The organism is Chryseobacterium oncorhynchi, from assembly GCF_002899895.1.
Taxonomy (GTDB): domain Bacteria; phylum Bacteroidota; class Bacteroidia; order Flavobacteriales; family Weeksellaceae; genus Chryseobacterium; species Chryseobacterium oncorhynchi.
Genome location: NZ_PPEI02000012.1, coordinates 16,919 through 33,140 on the forward strand (window position 1 = coordinate 16,919; position 16,222 = coordinate 33,140).

31 protein-coding genes are annotated in these 16,222 nt (G+C 31.2%); 2 read left to right on the plus strand and 29 right to left on the minus strand.

The annotated features are described in order from the left end of the window. Positions 1–37: 37 nt before the first annotated feature. Positions 38–256 carry a hypothetical protein gene (locus tag C1638_RS21585; RefSeq protein ID WP_109624006.1) on the minus strand — a complete coding sequence of 73 codons (219 nt, stop codon included), beginning with the start codon at positions 254–256 and terminating at the stop codon, positions 38–40. Positions 257–1,241: 985 nt separating this feature from the next. Here C1638_RS21585 and C1638_RS21595 point away from each other — a divergent pair. Continuing rightward, a complete protein-coding gene (locus C1638_RS21595; protein ID WP_109624008.1) occupies positions 1,242–1,976 on the plus strand; it encodes a SprT-like domain-containing protein in 735 nt (244 codons plus the stop codon). A gap of 578 nt (positions 1,977–2,554) precedes the next feature. Here C1638_RS21595 and C1638_RS21600 read toward each other — a convergent pair. The 4 genes from C1638_RS21600 to C1638_RS21615 all read right to left on the minus strand — a co-directional run bounded on the left by C1638_RS21600 (position 2,555) and on the right by C1638_RS21615 (position 3,867). Further along, the gene (locus tag C1638_RS21600) at positions 2,555–2,827 is read right to left on the minus strand and encodes a hypothetical protein (RefSeq protein ID WP_109624009.1); all 273 of its coding nucleotides are present in this window, start codon (positions 2,825–2,827) and stop codon (positions 2,555–2,557) included. Between the two features lie 150 nt (positions 2,828–2,977). After that, positions 2,978–3,178: a hypothetical protein gene (locus tag C1638_RS21605; protein WP_123838422.1), complete on the minus strand. Its 201-nt coding sequence runs from the start codon at positions 3,176–3,178 to the stop codon at positions 2,978–2,980. After that, entirely contained in the window at positions 3,165–3,410 is a 246-nt protein-coding gene (locus C1638_RS21610; protein WP_109624011.1) for a hypothetical protein, read from the minus strand. The genes C1638_RS21605 and C1638_RS21610 overlap by 14 nt, the downstream gene beginning before the upstream one ends. A gap of 97 nt (positions 3,411–3,507) precedes the next feature. Next, positions 3,508–3,867 carry a single-stranded DNA-binding protein gene (locus C1638_RS21615; RefSeq protein ID WP_109624012.1) on the minus strand — a complete coding sequence of 120 codons (360 nt, stop codon included), beginning with the start codon at positions 3,865–3,867 and terminating at the stop codon, positions 3,508–3,510. A gap of 576 nt (positions 3,868–4,443) precedes the next feature. Here C1638_RS21615 and C1638_RS22485 point away from each other — a divergent pair. Continuing rightward, positions 4,444–4,602: a hypothetical protein gene (locus C1638_RS22485; protein WP_165826580.1), complete on the plus strand. Its 159-nt coding sequence runs from the start codon at positions 4,444–4,446 to the stop codon at positions 4,600–4,602. A 147-nt stretch (positions 4,603–4,749) separates the two neighbouring features. Here C1638_RS22485 and C1638_RS21630 read toward each other — a convergent pair whose 3' ends face one another. The 24 genes from C1638_RS21630 to C1638_RS22655 form a co-directional block, all read right to left on the minus strand. Continuing rightward, positions 4,750–5,874 (minus strand): hypothetical protein, encoded by a 1,125-nt coding sequence (locus C1638_RS21630; protein WP_109624015.1) that lies wholly within the window; start codon positions 5,872–5,874, stop codon positions 4,750–4,752. Between the two features lie 94 nt (positions 5,875–5,968). Continuing rightward, positions 5,969–6,511 carry a hypothetical protein gene (locus C1638_RS21635; RefSeq protein ID WP_109624016.1) on the minus strand — a complete coding sequence of 181 codons (543 nt, stop codon included), beginning with the start codon at positions 6,509–6,511 and terminating at the stop codon, positions 5,969–5,971. Between the two features lie 5 nt (positions 6,512–6,516). Then, positions 6,517–7,014 (minus strand): hypothetical protein, encoded by a 498-nt coding sequence (locus C1638_RS21640; RefSeq protein ID WP_109624017.1) that lies wholly within the window; start codon positions 7,012–7,014, stop codon positions 6,517–6,519. A gap of 2 nt (positions 7,015–7,016) precedes the next feature. Then, positions 7,017–7,607, minus strand: coding sequence for an AAA family ATPase (locus C1638_RS21645; RefSeq protein WP_109624018.1), 591 nt, complete (start codon positions 7,605–7,607; stop codon positions 7,017–7,019). Positions 7,608–7,614: 7 nt separating this feature from the next. Further along, positions 7,615–7,875, minus strand: a complete 261-nt coding sequence (locus C1638_RS21650) for a hypothetical protein (protein ID WP_109624019.1) — start codon at positions 7,873–7,875, stop codon at positions 7,615–7,617. After that, positions 7,876–8,106: a hypothetical protein gene (locus C1638_RS21655; protein ID WP_109624020.1), complete on the minus strand. Its 231-nt coding sequence runs from the start codon at positions 8,104–8,106 to the stop codon at positions 7,876–7,878. 249 nt (positions 8,107–8,355) lie between these two features. Then, positions 8,356–8,658 carry a hypothetical protein gene (locus C1638_RS21660; RefSeq protein WP_109624021.1) on the minus strand — a complete coding sequence of 101 codons (303 nt, stop codon included), beginning with the start codon at positions 8,656–8,658 and terminating at the stop codon, positions 8,356–8,358. A gap of 109 nt (positions 8,659–8,767) precedes the next feature. After that, positions 8,768–9,010 (minus strand): hypothetical protein, encoded by a 243-nt coding sequence (locus C1638_RS21665; RefSeq protein WP_109624022.1) that lies wholly within the window; start codon positions 9,008–9,010, stop codon positions 8,768–8,770. Between the two features lie 23 nt (positions 9,011–9,033). Continuing rightward, complete coding sequence (locus C1638_RS21670; protein WP_109624023.1) at positions 9,034–9,603, minus strand: hypothetical protein; 570 nt, start codon at positions 9,601–9,603, stop codon at positions 9,034–9,036. 4 nt (positions 9,604–9,607) lie between these two features. Next, positions 9,608–10,018 carry a hypothetical protein gene (locus tag C1638_RS21675; RefSeq protein ID WP_109624024.1) on the minus strand — a complete coding sequence of 137 codons (411 nt, stop codon included), beginning with the start codon at positions 10,016–10,018 and terminating at the stop codon, positions 9,608–9,610. 12 nt (positions 10,019–10,030) lie between these two features. Continuing rightward, entirely contained in the window at positions 10,031–10,288 is a 258-nt protein-coding gene (locus C1638_RS21680) for a hypothetical protein (protein ID WP_109624025.1), read from the minus strand. A 23-nt stretch (positions 10,289–10,311) separates the two neighbouring features. Then, a complete protein-coding gene (locus C1638_RS21685) occupies positions 10,312–10,566 on the minus strand; it encodes a hypothetical protein (RefSeq protein ID WP_109624026.1) in 255 nt (84 codons plus the stop codon). Further along, on the minus strand, positions 10,563–10,805 hold the full coding sequence (locus C1638_RS21690; RefSeq protein ID WP_109624027.1) for a hypothetical protein: 243 nt from the start codon (positions 10,803–10,805) through the stop codon (positions 10,563–10,565). Before C1638_RS21690 ends, C1638_RS21685 begins: the two co-directional genes overlap by 4 nt. A 180-nt stretch (positions 10,806–10,985) precedes the next feature. Next, a complete protein-coding gene (locus tag C1638_RS21695) occupies positions 10,986–11,264 on the minus strand; it encodes a hypothetical protein (protein WP_109624028.1) in 279 nt (92 codons plus the stop codon). A gap of 5 nt (positions 11,265–11,269) precedes the next feature. Continuing rightward, positions 11,270–11,665, minus strand: coding sequence for a hypothetical protein (locus C1638_RS21700; protein WP_109624029.1), 396 nt, complete (start codon positions 11,663–11,665; stop codon positions 11,270–11,272). A gap of 8 nt (positions 11,666–11,673) precedes the next feature. After that, a complete protein-coding gene (locus C1638_RS21705) occupies positions 11,674–12,015 on the minus strand; it encodes a hypothetical protein (RefSeq protein WP_109624030.1) in 342 nt (113 codons plus the stop codon). Positions 12,016–12,022: 7 nt separating this feature from the next. After that, positions 12,023–12,349, minus strand: a complete 327-nt coding sequence (locus tag C1638_RS21710) for a hypothetical protein (RefSeq protein WP_109624031.1) — start codon at positions 12,347–12,349, stop codon at positions 12,023–12,025. 13 nt (positions 12,350–12,362) lie between these two features. Further along, complete coding sequence (locus C1638_RS21715; protein ID WP_123838423.1) at positions 12,363–12,632, minus strand: hypothetical protein; 270 nt, start codon at positions 12,630–12,632, stop codon at positions 12,363–12,365. Positions 12,633–12,780: 148 nt separating this feature from the next. Then, entirely contained in the window at positions 12,781–13,002 is a 222-nt protein-coding gene (locus C1638_RS21720; RefSeq protein WP_109624033.1) for a hypothetical protein, read from the minus strand. Between the two features lie 114 nt (positions 13,003–13,116). Next, positions 13,117–13,593, minus strand: coding sequence for a thermonuclease family protein (locus tag C1638_RS21725; RefSeq protein ID WP_109624034.1), 477 nt, complete (start codon positions 13,591–13,593; stop codon positions 13,117–13,119). A 1-nt stretch (position 13,594) separates the two neighbouring features. Continuing rightward, complete coding sequence (locus C1638_RS21730) at positions 13,595–13,792, minus strand: hypothetical protein (protein ID WP_109624035.1); 198 nt, start codon at positions 13,790–13,792, stop codon at positions 13,595–13,597. A 755-nt stretch (positions 13,793–14,547) separates the two neighbouring features. Continuing rightward, positions 14,548–14,910: a DUF6876 family protein gene (locus C1638_RS21740; protein ID WP_109624037.1), complete on the minus strand. Its 363-nt coding sequence runs from the start codon at positions 14,908–14,910 to the stop codon at positions 14,548–14,550. A 54-nt stretch (positions 14,911–14,964) separates the two neighbouring features. Next, complete coding sequence (locus C1638_RS21745; RefSeq protein ID WP_109624038.1) at positions 14,965–15,918, minus strand: zincin-like metallopeptidase domain-containing protein; 954 nt, start codon at positions 15,916–15,918, stop codon at positions 14,965–14,967. A gap of 123 nt (positions 15,919–16,041) precedes the next feature. Next, a partial coding sequence (locus tag C1638_RS22655) for a hypothetical protein (protein WP_228428253.1) occupies positions 16,042–16,222 on the minus strand: 181 nt, incomplete at its 5' end.

Genomic DNA, 16,222 nt, shown 5'->3' on the forward strand with positions numbered 1-16,222 from the left:
ATAATTTTAAATTATATTTGAATTATTCACAGCGAAACTATTTCGCTTTTTTCTCTTCATATTTCTTACTATTCTCATTCAACTTGTCTTTAATTCCCTTTCCTAGATCAGTATAAAAAATGCCAAAATAAATGGCAAATACTGTTACTACTCCATAGAAAATATTATTAAACACTCTTGGAATATCTACAAAAAGAGAGGCTATTGTATAGACAATAAATAGAACTAAAACTGATACAATTATTCCTTTTTTCATGATTCTTTACATTCTTTATTTTGTGAAATTTGGGTGTCAAAAAATTGGTTCAAATCGGCTCCTTTGAGCCGTAAAAAATACAGGTACTTGAAGAGAAAATTTTTATGATAAAATTTTTCCAGATAGAACTTTCTTGACTTCTTCCCGAGAAAATCTTCCAGGCTTTTATTATCCTTTTTTTCTATCGTTTTTTTTCTTAATTCTCTTAACATAAGCATGCAATAATTCTATGAACTCATTCCAGGTTGACCCGGAAAAAGTATTTAAAAGTTTAAACATAATGGGATTCAAATTTAAAAAAATTATACCGGACTGAAGTTCAAATTTACTAAAAATAGTTTAATATTTTGAAATTTTTTCCTTTTTCTAAAAAAAAATTGCGCAAAAAAATTGAAATTATATTCATTTTCTGCCGGAAAAAATGTTTATCTCTTTGGACTTTATTTTTAAAAATTAACTATAAAAATTCCTCTTAAGACTTCAAATTATATATTAACTGAACTGCCTTTTACATTTAAAAAAAGAAAAATATTTGAGAATGCATATTGAAAATGATATTTAAGGCAAAGGTAAAAACACTCTTTTTTTTCTCTTCAGCAGGGGAAATATCAATCAAAACCGGGAGAGTGGAATTACGGAAATCGGGAGAGTGGAATTACGGAATAAAGGAGAGTGGAATTACGCTAAATACCCTTAAAATGGGGAGAGTGGAATTACGGAAATTTTAAAAAAGGAGAGTAGAATTACGGAAAATACTAATATTGTGCATTACATCAGAGGTAAAAAACTAATTTAGTTCTAAAAAAGGAGAGTGGAATTACGGAAATTTTAAAAAAGGAGAGTGGAATTACGGTAAAATACTAAAAAAGGAGAGTGGAATTACGGAAATGGGGAGAGTGGAATTACGGAAAAAGTCTGATTTCTATTATTAAAATTATATCGTACGATATAATTTTATATTTTTACAACGCAAAAAGATAGTATTATGAAACTGAATCCAACATTTGAATTTTATGATCTCTTCCAGTTCATCTATGATTACTTCAATGAAAATCTCTTTAGTTCTCAACTTCCTAACTGTATGATTGTCATAACCAGGAAAACAAAAACATTCGGTTACTATTCAAACGAAAGGTGGATAAATAAAGAAAATATTAAAACAGATGAACTGGCCATTAATCCGATTTACTTCAGTAAATACCCGTTAATTGAAATGCTTCAGACTATGGCTCATGAAATGGTGCATCTTTGGCAGTTCCATTTTGGCAGGCCATCTGTGCGAAGCTATCACAATAAAGAATGGGGAAATAAAATGCAATCCATTGGCCTTATGCCTTCTAATACAGGGAAAGAAGGGGGAAAAAAAACCGGGCAACAAATGATGGATTATCCTATAAAGGGAGGAATTTTCCTTGACGTTTGTTCTCAGCTCGTAAAAGATGTTCGCTTTGAAAATCTTTGGTTTGATCGCACAACAACCGTTAAAATAGAAACTCTTCTGACTGTAAATACAACTTCTACCGAAAATATTTTAATAGATGACTTGGAAATAGCAAATTTCCTTTATTCTACGTATACAATAGATTCTCCTATATACTTAGGAAATACTGATTCTTCAAAGAATAAATATCAATGTCCTGGATGCAAAGTAAACGTTTGGGGAAAAAGAGAGCTTAATTTAATTTGCGGAGATTGTGGAGTCGAATTTGAATACCAATAATTTTTTTTTTTTTGCTGGGTTGGGGGTTCGGGGGAAGGGGGCAGAAGCCCTTCTCTCCGATTGGCCAAAGCAGGGGAAGATTCCCGGGACCTATTTTTTTACCGCATCCATATAACCGAGAGACAGACATACAAGAAAAATTGCCCGAAGGGTTCAGGAGGGTCCACGACAGTGGATACCCAATTTTTATTGGAGGGCCTGGAACCGGTTATATACTTTCGTAAATGAAATAGGGGCAAGGGAAGCCGGCAGGGGCAAAATAAACCCTCAAATTCTGGCGGAATTCTTGCCGGAGGGGAAATGCCAGGGAAGAAAGAATTATGACAGAATTTGTAGCCTTATGGAACTTTCAGGGCCTGGAACCCGGAGGGGGGAAGACAAACTCTTAAATCCTGGCGGAATTCTTGAAAGAAGGAAAAAGCCCAGGAAAGAATTATGACAGGATTTAAATCCTATTATCCCGGGAAAATGTAGACAAAAAGAATGCAGCAGATCTTTTCCGGAATAAATTTTTGTCTACAAATTTTCCCCGGCCAGCTCCGATATCAGCTCGCCAGGGAAAAAATTTGTCTATATTTTTAATCAGGAGAGTATTTAATAACACCCTTACTATGCAAGAATGAATCTATTTCTTCAAAATAATCTTTCTCAATCCATTCTTCTTCAGAATGCAATTTTTCAAATTCATCTGTAAGCTCTTCAGCAAGTTCAAATATTCCTCCAATGCCCTGTGTTGAATATCTTTTGTTTACTATGCTGTGTTCGTTGTCTATTAGTTCAGCTATGGCCATGCATATTAAGCAGTGTGTTTCTAAATATGATGTTTTCCCTGCTGGGTAATGTTTTTCCATTCTATTAAAATTTTTCTATTGCCATTGTTAGCATCATAAGCGTTATTATAAGTAAAATCCCATAGAAAGAATTTGTAAAATCTTTGTGCAATTTTATGTTTTTCATGTCTGCAAAAATTTAAAGTTAATAGGATAAATAGAATAAATATTCTATTTTAATTGTAAGTATTGTTTGTTATAACATTTACTGATCACGGTTATAAAGAATTCTTCTTTTTCGGAAAAGATCCTCTCCCCATCCATGAAAAACATTTCAGGGCTTGAATCAAAATACTGCTTTTCAAATTCCTGAAATTCTTTGCTAAAGGTGATCAGGATAAAAGCTTTGAAGTAGAATTTAATTTTCTTCATTCTTTCCTGCATTTTTAAGTTTATTTGGTAGCTCTCCTGATTTCTCATTAATAATATAATCCAAGGTTCCTACATTCATGTAGTAGGCAGGAATTTCATCATTGAGAATCATTTCTACAGCTCTTAAGTTTGCTTCTTCCCTGGAAGCTTTCTCTCCAAAATAATATCCTGCTAAAAATTCTAAAGTAAGTGCTATGACAGCACCAATACCGATTAAGATTGTTTTTTTCATATCGCAAAAATTTAAAGTTAAACCGAATAAAAGAAATAATTATTCTATTTGTTAAGAAAAATAAAGGGTTTTACCGCCTACCCTGAAGGTATTATTATTACTCTCCTGCTTGCTCTACTTCTGTAGTTTTGGAACCAAGTAATAACAGTTCTTCTACAATAATTTCTGTAACATATCGCTTAACTCCTTCTTTATCATCATACGATCTGTAAGTAAGCTTTCCTTCAATGGCAATTTCTTTTCCCTTTGTTACATACTTTTGAAAAAGTTCAGCAGTCTTACCGAATGCTACCAAATTGTGCCATTGAGTGTCTTCCACTTTTTCACCTTTTGAGTTGGTGTAATTTTCTTTAGTTGCTAGGCTGACAGAAGCTTTAATCTGATTGTTTTCAAAAGTGAAAACTTCAACCTCTTTTCCTGTTCTACCGATTAGGGTAATTTTGTTTCTTAGTGACATAATTTAAAAATTTAAAGTTTGTTTGTTTGTTTGTTTGTTTGTTTGTTTGTTTGTTTGTTTGTTTGTTTGTTTGTTTGTTTGTTTGTTTGTTTTTTATTACATAGTAAAGATACAAAAATAAACCGAATAAACAAAATATATATTCTATTTATTGATTAAACGTTTCTATCATAATCCCTGTATTTATAGGTATTTTCAATCACTCCGGGACCTCCGGGAATGAAATATTTTTTCTTTTTTTTTTTTTGCTGGGTTGGGGGTTCGGGGGAAGGGGGCAGAAGCCCTTCCCTCCGATTGGCCAAAGCAGGGGGAAGATTCCCGGGACCTATTTTTTTTACCCTATCCATATAACCGAGAGACAGACATACAAGAAAAATTGCCCGAAGGGTTCAGGAGGGTCCACGACAGTGGATACCCAATTTTTATTGGAGGGCCTGGAACCGGTTATATACTTTCGTAAATGAAATAGGGGCAAGGGAAGCCGGCAGGGGCAAAATAAACCCTCAAATTCTGGCGGAATTCTTGCCGGAGGGGAAATGCCAGGGAAGAAAGAATTATGACAGAATTTGTAGCCTTATGGTTAAAATAGAAAATTGTAGACAAATTCTTCGTCCGGATCTCGTTCCTGGTTTCCATTTTGTAGACAAAATTTCATGCAGCTGGCCGGATCTGATTTCTGCAGAAAAAATTTTCGTCTACTTTTTAAATGCGATAGAGATTGAATGGCATGTCTGAAATCCTTTTTGAGAGATAAATAAATATGAAATAAAGTCCAAAGAGATAATCTCTGAAAAAAGATTGAGTAATGAAAGCTCTGGTCCCCAGGACATCGCCTAAAAAAACCCACCAATTAAATTGATAGGCTAAACACATCACTGTTTATTAAATTATTTTTACATATCCGTTAGGCAAATCTTTATACCCATCTTTTTTAGAATAGTTTGAAATTATACACTCCTGAAGCTTATTGATAAAATCTTTACCTTGATAAAAAGTAACTGATTTTTTATCCTTATTAGTTCTGCATTCTTTCTTTAAAGAATCATAAGCTAGGGAAATCTCTTTTTTGTTATTTACATTCTTCTGATTATAAACAATTTTAAACTTTTCAAAAAAGTCTCCACTTAAACCGTGCCTTTTTTTAAGGTAATGCAATTTATAAATATTTTCAACTTTTAAATTAGCTTCTTCATTATCCAACTTTAAAGAAGAGTTTGTATAAGGCATAATAACAATATTGTTTCCCTTTCTTGAATGATTAAAAGAAAGAAAACTGTATTGATCTAATTTTTTTCTGAGAGGGCGTAAAAAAAGATCTGTAATATCTTTAGTACTTTTATAATTAATTTTGAACCTCTGATTAAGAAGATCTAGACTTATTGTTGTTCCTTTTTCTTTGTTAACTCTGGCCAGCCAAAGAAGAAAAAGAATGTCTTTAGCACTGCTAATATCAAAAGCTGTTTTCAATAAAAATAACTCGTAAGTATCAATAGTTAATATTTTCTTTAACCAATAAGAACTAATTAAAAAAGAAGTATATCCTTTTTCTTCATAAGTAGGCATAAGAACCAATCCTCCAAAAGTCCCAAGAGTTTTGCCATTAGAATTAACAGATTCATACCAATCCTGCTTATATTGAACCAAAAATTTAAAAGCATTTTTTAAGTGGGAAATATTCTGATCTGCAATAATATCTTTATTTCTTAGAGTTAATCTAATATATTGATTATTTTCTGTCTCAAATTCATCTTCAAAAAGCTTTAATTGGCGTGGCTCTTTGCTAGGTTGAAAAAGGAAAAGATTAGCGTCATTTGATGAACTAAAAGCATTGTAAATAAGAAAAATAATTCTTAAAGAAGTAATGTGAATTTCTACCGCATTTTCATTTTCATCGAAAAGAAACTCTTTCATAAAGTTATTACCTATTTTGATAAAAGTAGATTGTTTCTTTTGCTTAATGTGCTTTACTACATTAACATTTAATTGATCAAAATTTTTCTTTTCCATGTTTATTTTTTTCCTATATTTGTACTGCAAAGAGATAGTCATATCTCAAAAATTTAAAGTAAAATGTCTTTTTCTTCACTGAAAGAGACATTTTTTATGGGTAATCCGCTGAAGGTTCTGTCCCTTCTCTTAATACTTTCTGTATTAATATTTTTTCCTGGAGAAATTCTCCTAAAGAAATTTCATCATTAGCAATTAAATGGCCCTTTGCTGTATAGTAATCAAATAAGGCTTTTTTATGCTCTTCTACAGCTTTAAAATAAATGTCTTCAGGAATAGTAAAATATTCTTCTGTTCTGTCTAAAATAATTTTATCAGAAAAATTAATTCCCCGGACAATTTCAAAATTGTTTCTTTCAAATTTAAAGTTAGCAATAATCCCGGATGATTTAGAATTAGGTCTATAGTTTAAAAAAAGTCTTATCGCTTTAATTGTGAAAATATTTCTGTTATAGATCACTTCCACTATACTTTTATCAGACTTCCTATAAATGGTGTAATAATCCCAGAAATTTTTATAAAGCTCTTTGATATTACGATGTGCCTTAAAAGTACCGGTATTGACATTATGCCACTTCAGCTCTGCTTTATTGTGCATTTTTATAATGATCTCGTAGCGTTGAGACTTTGTAGCCATAAATACTAATTAAAAACGCTTGGATTTTCTTCTCTGATTTCATTCATGAGATCAGCCATAAGGTCTAATCTTGAATACTTAGTATTACCTTCAGTAATCATTTTATGATATATAATATCATTTAAAAGCTCCATATCTTCTATAGGTATAATTACAGTTGTTCCTTTGATCTCAGCTTCAGTTGCTTGATCTTTTCGGCCGGCTGATAATTTTACTTTTTCTTTTCCCCTGTTTACAGAATCTTTTTCCGCCATTAAATGGATACCCTTTGAGATCGCATCTGACATCTTATAAGTCAGATTTCTTTCATCTACAATCATGTGATTAACAAATCTAGTTAAGTCCTGGAACTCTTTTATATACATTCTTAGACTTAATTTATGATGATCTGTATCTACATTATTTTTAGGTGTTACAGGAACAACCTTCTGTAATGGAGTTTTTATCTGCGTTTCTTTAGCTTTATCTAAAATTGCAGAAAAATCTTTCTTTGCTTTTGCCATTTTTAATTCATTTTATAAGAGAATTCAATTACCTCTTCTGTTAGTTCATTGATTTGATTTTGAGCGTTTTCGCTGTCTTCTACACCGTTTACCAATCCTGAGCGTGTTATGGCCACAAGATCGGAAATCATACTATTTGCAACCCTTATATTATACTCTGATAATTTCTCCTTTATTTCAGAAGTAAGAGTAGTATTAGGCTTTATCATATTAAAAACAATCATTGACTTATCTTCCCCTCCTGTCTGCTTAATCAGATCAATTGTAGATTCAATAGCCAGAAAGTCAAAATAACCGGCTTTGGTTGGAATTATAATAGCATCTGACATTTCTATGAGCTTTGGCAGATTTTCAGATAAATAAGGTGGGGTGTCTATAAAGATAAAATCCAAATCCTTTTTAACAAGATCATCCAACTTATCTGCGGTATGGATGGGAACCTCTGAAATTCCTCTGATTTTAAGCAAAGAACCCTGATAATCCATATCTACTATTTCAACAGAAGCGGATTCTTTAAGATTGGTTGCCAGGTTAAATGTTAAAGTAGATTTTCCTACTCCCCCTTTTTGATGTATAACGGAAATTATTTTCATGATAATTTTATTTATTGTTAATGATTGATTTGATGCCGTCGAAAACTATATCGTACTCTTTATATTTACTTTTTAAGCTTTCCTCTCTGCTTTTACTTGCTCTGAGTTCTTTTTCCAGGTCCTCTATTCTTTTTTTTTGTTCAAAGTAATCATAGATGGCCATTACAAAAGCTTTCGTATTAGTCTTTTCTTGCTTTTCCTTTTTATAAGCTTCTAATACTTTTTCATCCTGGGCAGATAAATATCTAATGTATGCAGACTGTTTCATTTAAAACATTTTTACTTGTTCGACTTCTTCTATAATTCTACAGGTATCATCAACATAAAAAGCCCATTCCTGCTCATTAACATCTGTAAAGTAAACCCAATTATTTGGGTAAAGAGTACCTAGATAAGATTTCCCTACTTCTATAGTGGAGCCGGTCTTTCTAGTATCTAAAATTTCCAGTACTTCAAATCTGACTGTTTTTGTTTCTTGTAAAGGCTGATTGTTATTCATATCGCAAAAATTTAAAGTTTTAATTATGTAGTAAAGATATGGATTTAAACCGAATAAACAAAATATATATTCTATTTATTTGATAAAACGTTTCTATTATTATGGGTTCCCGTAATAGAAATTAACTATTAGAAAATTGTAGACAAATTCTTCGTCCGGATCTCTTTCCTGGTTTTCATTTTGTAGACAAAATTTCGCTCAGCTTTCCAGATCTGTGAGCAGCATCAATTTTTTTTTCTACAAATTCAGCTAGGTATTACCTATCTTAATTGTAGTCAAACCTATTATATGAGTAAAATAAGTGTTTTTTTCAGTTTTTTTATCTTCAAAAACTTCACTTCTTATAATACATTCTATTTTAAAAATACCTGTCTTATTGAGTTTATCAACTTCTGTAACATATTTATTATAGAAACTTATCTCAAATATTTCAACCTTTCTTCTATGTAATACCATTGCATTAATACTCCTTTTTTTAACCCCGGAAGAAAAGACCTCGAGATCAAAAATTTCCTTTATTTTACAGATAAATGTTAGTTCAGGTTTTACCATTATTACAAAAGAAAATGCGATATTCTATAAGTAAATGCGAAAATTACAAAAGTTGATGATAATAATTTCATAAAAAAAACTCTCCATAAGGAAAGTTTTATATTTTAGATTAATCGGCTTTTACACTAATTGCTTTCCAGCTTCCATCTGTAATTATTACTTTTTTATCAAGCAAAATCCAGTTCCCGGATAAATCTCTGTAATATCTTTTAGAAGTAATAGAGTCGCCATCTTTGGTATAAAATGTAGATTCATCTTTTTGAATAGAACTTTCAAAATAACCGGTTCTGAGGTAGAGACAGCCAATAAGGAAAATTACTAAAACAGACAGTATGATAATAAAATTTTTCATTGAAATTGATATTTATAATAGGGTTAAATATTTACCTTTTTGGGGTTATTATCACCAATCCAGAGATCAATTTTATTTGAAGCTTCCTCATAATCTAATTGCCCTAAAAATTCTAAAAATTTTTCAGATACTTCAATCGAATAATGAGAACTTACAGTTCGACTAAAAATCACACAAAAAAGCGGAAAACTTTCATAGTATTTCGTAAAGAACTGCCCTGTAGCCTTTTGCTCCACTTCAAATTTTGATGAATCATTATTAGCTTGTTTAAATTCATTCAAAAGAGTTTCTGCATCTTTGATAAGTTCTTTTTGAGAAGCGTTTTTGATGATCGGCTTCCCTACTCCTGAAGGAGCAAATAAAAGGCTGTTTTCTTCGAAATAATCAATATAAACAGATAATTTATCCAAAGAATTTTTTACCTCCTGTATCTCTTTTATTTCTTCTTCAAAATATTTAATGTTTATATCAATTTCCGCCTGATGAAGTTCATTAGTGGGCTTTTTCTTCATTTCAGTAAGAAGGTCTATTTCTAACTGATATTTAGAAATTAGAGCGTTCAAATGCTTTACAATTAAGTCAGACTTTTTCATAATTCTATTTGTTTTTTTCCTGTCGCTGAATACTTACAACATGCTTTCTATTATAACTGATATTTGTATTCAGATCAGTGATTTCAATATTACTTTTACTAAATGTCCCTTCTACTCTTTCTCCCGTACTCAAATTTATGATACCTGTAAATTGAGCCTGCAATTTATATTCAGTTTCAAATTCTTCACTAAAAATATTTTTTATTACAGAATCAGCTTGCTGAAGTTTACTAAGAGAAAAAAGGATAATAATAATTAAAGCAATACCAATTACCCATACTAATGTTGTATTTATAAAAGTAGGAGAATATATTATGTTTAAAACAATTAATATAAATCCAACTAATATTGCAACAGCATATTTTAAATTCTTCTCTCTAATTTTCCTAATTCTCTCTTGTGTTTCTACTTTCATATTTTTAATATTTTAATTTATAACAGGCTGAAGAAATAAGCGGAAAACTCCCCCTACATTTTCAAAGTCTGAATCACAAATGAATATCCTTTTTGATATTAAAAATTCTTTAGCCCCAAAATCTTTTTCCAACGCTTCACTAAAATTTTCTTCTCGAAAATTTATCACATCCCCAACTACTAAATTAGCAATAGTTTCAATGGCTGTTTCATCCCATTTATCGGTTAATTGGGAATCCGAGGAAATAAATGTTGTATAATAATAAATCATAACTTTTCTTTTAATTGGTTAGTTTAACGTTCACCTGTATAGTTTTGAATTTCCTCCAAAGTTTCTTTCATAACATGACTGTCCGGCATAAGTCCTATGCATTCTTTTAATCCGGCAAGTGGCCATTCACTCTGAATGTCTACCACTACATCTGGAAGCTCTGAATCTACGGAATGAATAGAAAAATGTTTAATAATTTGCTTATCTTTTTTTTTCACTAAAGCAAAAAACTTTACTACGTCTGATAATAATTCAGCTCTGAATCTGTAAGTTTTCATAATCTCGTATTTAGTAGGTTTAAAATTTCTCCTGCAATTCTTTTCTTTTCTGATACTAAAAAAGACATTCCCCCAGACATCTGTTGAATTTTAGAAAGTTTTTCGATTATATCAGGGTCACAAAGTTCTAAATGATTTTCTTCTAAAAAAGAGCTGTAAAGTTCTTTATTTTCATTAAATAAAAAGGAAAGATCAATTCCTTTTAAAGCTTCATCATAAATTTTAATTGGTTCTTTCATGTTTTTTTATTTGATTGAAATTTAGTATATTAAGGAAATTGATTTAACATAACTTGGAATTATGAGATTTTTTCCTTTTTTAGTTATGGCTGGTTTTCAGCCTTTTAGCCCGTATCGCTGTCCGGTGCTTGCGGAATTTACAAATTTTTCTGATTTCGGATGAAAATTCCATAGTTTAAACTAAGAATCTAGGTTATAAATCTCGTAAACTATTGTCATTCTTTCTTTGTTCGACACTCCAATTTCTATTGGACTAAAAGTAGTAAAGTATCTTACCAGTTCTGCCGTATCTCTCTTGAATAATTCCAGAGTATTAGTAGATATTAAATTATAAATACTAAGCTCTATATGAATGATAAGCTTTCTATCACCGATACGTACTTCTACCTTGTCTCTACCTCCCTGAGAAAAATATTTCTCAGCAATGGGTTGAAGCTGTTCAATTAATTTTTCTTTCATTTTTATTATTTTTTAAGGGAATTTAATTTTGATTCTAAAACCTGATTTTTTTCTGTGAGTTCTTCTATTTCATCCTGTAAATCAATGATTACCTTTTCGACATTTTCAGCAATTTTTAATTGCATTTCTCGAGGTAACTTGCTCTGAAATCTTTCTTCTTGTGATTCTAAAAAAGCATTTTTCCTTTTTAGTTCGTCAACTTCTAAAATCAAATCTCTAATAATATCCTCTTTTTGAAGCTCCATAACATAACCATGCACATAACCCCATATACATACTACCATAATGGCAAATTGGAGCCATTTTTCTATAGGAATAATAAGTGGCAGGAATATCCAAAAAATAAAGCTTGCCATCCAAAAGTTTTTCCTATTACCTAACCATTTTATAATTTTCTCCATAATAAAGATCAATATTTTTTGGTTTTTGATGATTTTACAGCATTAATAATAGCAATAATGAGAATTGTAAGAATACAAGGAAAAAGAATATAATACCCCCAAAAATTCCAATCAATAGATTTAAAAAATGCTTTTATGGGTTCTTGCTGTTTGTCCGGTAATGTAAAAATTTTAATTGCTGTAAGGCCAATAAATCCCATAAAGATAACAGCAAAAATTCTACTAAAGCTAACCGGTATACCCTCTTTATATTTTATTATTTCTCCTATTATTAATAAGATAGTTGTAATGGTTACTGGAATTAATATAACGTAAGCTCCATAATTGGATACAAATTCATCGATATTCATAGTATTATTATTTATTTTTAGATGTATGTTTAGCAATATGGGCCTGAAGGAATCCATCCACTTTAATTGCATATTCAAATCCTTCTGTAGCTTCTTCTCCGAAATATTTTAACGCAATTTCTAAAAGGGAAATTTGACCTTTGTAAGAAATTTTTGTCAGGTACAGTTCCCAAATTTGCATATAAGTCTGCTCTTCCAGGTTTACGTAGTTTTCCCAACAATGATTGAATTCCCGAATAGTTTTCATTTCCTCAAGCATATCATTTGTGTAGTTAAAAAACAAAAGATTAATTGCCTTTATTCCTATAATTTCTTTTGATAGTTCTGTATTCATAATTGTGTCATATTTAAAATTTAAAGTCTATTGTTCTATTGGATAGCCTCATATTAAATTCTAATATATAGGCATTTAGTTCTATCAAATTTTGTCTTGAACTTTTGTGAATGGCTATTGAAGAAATAGCTTGTCTATTTTCATCATTCCCATTTGGGAATATTAGCTTATTAAGTTCTTCCCTGGATAGATTTATTAAATAGTTATTATATTCTATTAGTTGCAAAATATCTGCAACAGATAAGCTACAAATATCATGACTGTATTTGCCTGATTCACTCATTTCTTTTCTTATAAGGTCTTTGTGTTGGTGTCGCATTTTAGAGTATAATTTAATTGAGTTGCTAAGATAAATTTATAATACGACAATATTTTCGCATTATAAACTTACTGAGTTTTCTTTTTGATAGTGCTTTTGAATATATTTTATATTATATAGTTTCTATAATTCTACAAGATTCATCAACTATAAAAGTCCATTCCTGGTCATTGACATCAGTAAAAAAAACCTTATTTTTTTTGGGGTGGTATTCTCCTACGAATCTTTCTCCGGCTTCCATTGTAGAGCCTAGGTTCAATTTCCCTTTAAAGAAAATTACTTCAAAAATAACCAAATGTGGTTCGTTTGTTTGAGTTAAAAAAAGTTTTTTCATATCGCAAAAATTTAAAGTGTTATTTGTTGTTTTTCTTACAAAGTAAAGATACAAAATTAAACAGAATAAACAAAATACATATTCTATTTATTTGATTAAATAGTATTTTTTTTCCTAGTATTTATAGTTATTTGAAGAGCGCCATTCCCAGGGAGAAACAGCTTTTATATCTGACCAAAGTCCAATTTTAAGAGTCTTTGCCTTCTTTTCTAAAATGCCTAATCTTTCATCATTTGAATATCTAAAATACCACCATCCAAAACCATTTTTTATAATCTCAGAAGAAAGATATTTACCATTGTCATAATAAACTTTAGCTATAGTTCTGCCATATCTATCAGCAGATACCTTATAAAAAATTATCTGCTTGCCATAAATTTGGGAGCTTGTAAATTGTTTAGCATTTTTCCCGAAAGGTTGTCCGCTCTCCGGGCAGTCTACTTCAGCAAGACGTAAAGTAATTTGGGTGTTAAATTTATCAAGTACTACAACAGTATCTCCGTCTTTAATACTTATAACTTTGGCATTTACCTGTGAATAAAGGCCAGAAAGATTCATTACTAAAAGTAAAATTGTGATTGTTTTTTTCATATTAATTTATTTTTTTCAAGTTAAAAGGCACGGCATCCAGGTAATATTCAAAGACGTATCCCAAGCTTTCCATGCGTTTTAAAAAATAAGCACATTCTTTGTATGTCAGTTCGTCCGGGAATTCTTTATAAATGCCTAATACTTCAGGTGGTAAAAGATCAGAATTTTCAAATAAGTCTACTTGTTCTAATGATGTCATATAGCAAAATTTAAAGTTGTTGTTTGTTTTTTATTACATAGTAAAGATACAAAATCAAACCGAATAAACAAAATATATATTCTATTTATTTGATTAAACGTTTCTATCACAATCCCTTTATTTATAGGTATTTTCAATCATAAAAAAGCTCCAGGAATGAAATATTTTTTCTTTTTTTTTTTTGCTGGGTTGGGGGTTCGGGGGAAGGGGGCAGAAGCCCTTCCCTCCGATTGGCCAAAGCAGGGGGAAGATTCCCGGGACCTATTTTTTTTACCCTATCCATATAACCGAGAGACAGACATACAAGAAAAATTGCCCGAAGGGTTCAGGAGGGTCCACGCCAGTGGATACCCAATTTTTATTGGAGGGCCTGGAACCGGTTATATACTTTCGTAAATGAAATAGGGATAAGGGAAGCCGGCAGAGGGCAATATAAACCCTCAAATTCTGGCGGAATTCTTGCCGGAGGGGAAATGCCAGGGAAGAAAGAATTATGACTGAATTTGTAGCCTTATGGAACTTTCCGGCACTGGAACCCGGAGGGGGGAAGATAAACTCTTAAATCCTGGCGGAATTCTTGAAAGAAGGGAAAAGCCAAGGAAAGAATTATGACAGGATTTAAATCCTATTATTCCGGGAAAATGTAGACAAAAAGAATGCAGCAGATCTTTTCCGGAAGAAGTTTTTGTCTACAAATTTTCCCCGGCCGGCTCCGATATCAGCTCGCCAGGGAAAAAATTTATCTACTTTTATAGTTAATCCTCACTTGGAAGTAAAATTATATTTCCTTTTTTGTATACCTTCAGCTCTCTAAAAAAGAAATCTGTAAGAGGAACTTTTTGAATGGCTAAAATGTTTTCTGAAGTATCTAATGCGGTTACTTCAAATTCAGAACCTTCAACCCTTTCAAGTTTCCAGATTTGATATTCAGCGTTTTTAAACTCTTTGTACATTTGATAACTTACAATTATTTCTAAAAACCAAAAACATTGTTCTTTTTCTGCAACCTCCTTAATTCCATCTGTAATTAATACATTTCCTAAAATTCTGTGTACCTGTTCTGATCCGTAACAATGTCTATAATGATCGTTCGCTAATTGGTTTTCGTGTCTTTCCATGTGTAATAATTGAATTAAATTTTTATAGAATAAATAGAATAATTATTCTATTTGTTAAAGATTTTCTAAATATTTTTTTGCTTTTTTTGATTGTGTAAAAGCGTTTCTGATCGCTGTTTCTCTGTCCTGGCTGTTATGTGTCGCCCATCCTTTTAAATATCGTACAGAGTTGATAAATTCGCTTAAAATTCCGAACTGTAAACAAATTAACATACTTCCCATTTCGGCTATAAGTTCCTCAAAAGAGTAACTTTCTTTGTCTTTGTGCCCTTGCAAATCTCTTGCTAGTCTATCATCATGCCCGGTCCAGTGTATGATCTCATGAAACAAAGTACTATAATATTTATCAGCAGAAATAAAATACTCTTTGTTAGGCAATTGGATGAAATCAAATTTCGGCGTATAAAATGCGGTTTCTCTTAATGCATATTTTATTTTCAAATTTCCCTTTACCACGATCATAGAAAGAAAATTTTCACAATTTTGTTGTTCTTCCATTTCTAAGGCTTCCGGTTCTTCTTCTTCCTGAATATCTAAATCAATTTCGGAAATATTTTCTATCAGCTCAGAATTAAAAACAACATACGTTTTAGGGCATGGAATTTTTTGAATTCTTTTGCGCTGTTCTTCAGTCATAGAAATAACCTCCTGTAGAGTGTAATTTTTATTCGTTTCCTTGTCTTTGTAAATAAATGTAAAGAATTCAATAAAACATCCTTTAGCTCCTTTTTTAAGCCGGCCACCTGCTTGCGAAATACTTTTAAATGTTGCATATTTTAGAGATTTAAACCCTTTGGCCATTGTATCCACCATCAGAGCTAAAACATTAATCCCGGAATATCTTTTATTTGTAAAAAGATTGGTAGGATAAAGGTTGCTAAGATCTGCGTAAGCTTCCCAATCTCCACTTTTTACCTGATCTAAATTTTCCAATATTTTAGAAATAAATTTATCTTCTTTTGGTTCTACAGAAGTTCTTTTTTTGAATGTCTTAGTAGTCGTTTTCATATCTGCAAAAATTTAAAGTTGTTGTTTGTTTGTTTTTTATTACATAGTAAAGATACAAAATTAAACCGAATAAACAAAATATATATTCTATTTATTTGATTAAACGTTTCTATCACAATCCCTTTATTTATAGGTATTTTCAATCATAAAAAAGCTCCAGGAATGAAATATTTTTTCTTTTTTTTTTTGCTGGGTTGGGGGTTCGGGGGAAGGGGGCAGAAGCCCTTCCCTCCGATTGGCCAAAGCAGGGGGAAGATTCCCGGGACCTATTTTTTTTACCCTATCCATATAACCGAGAGACAGA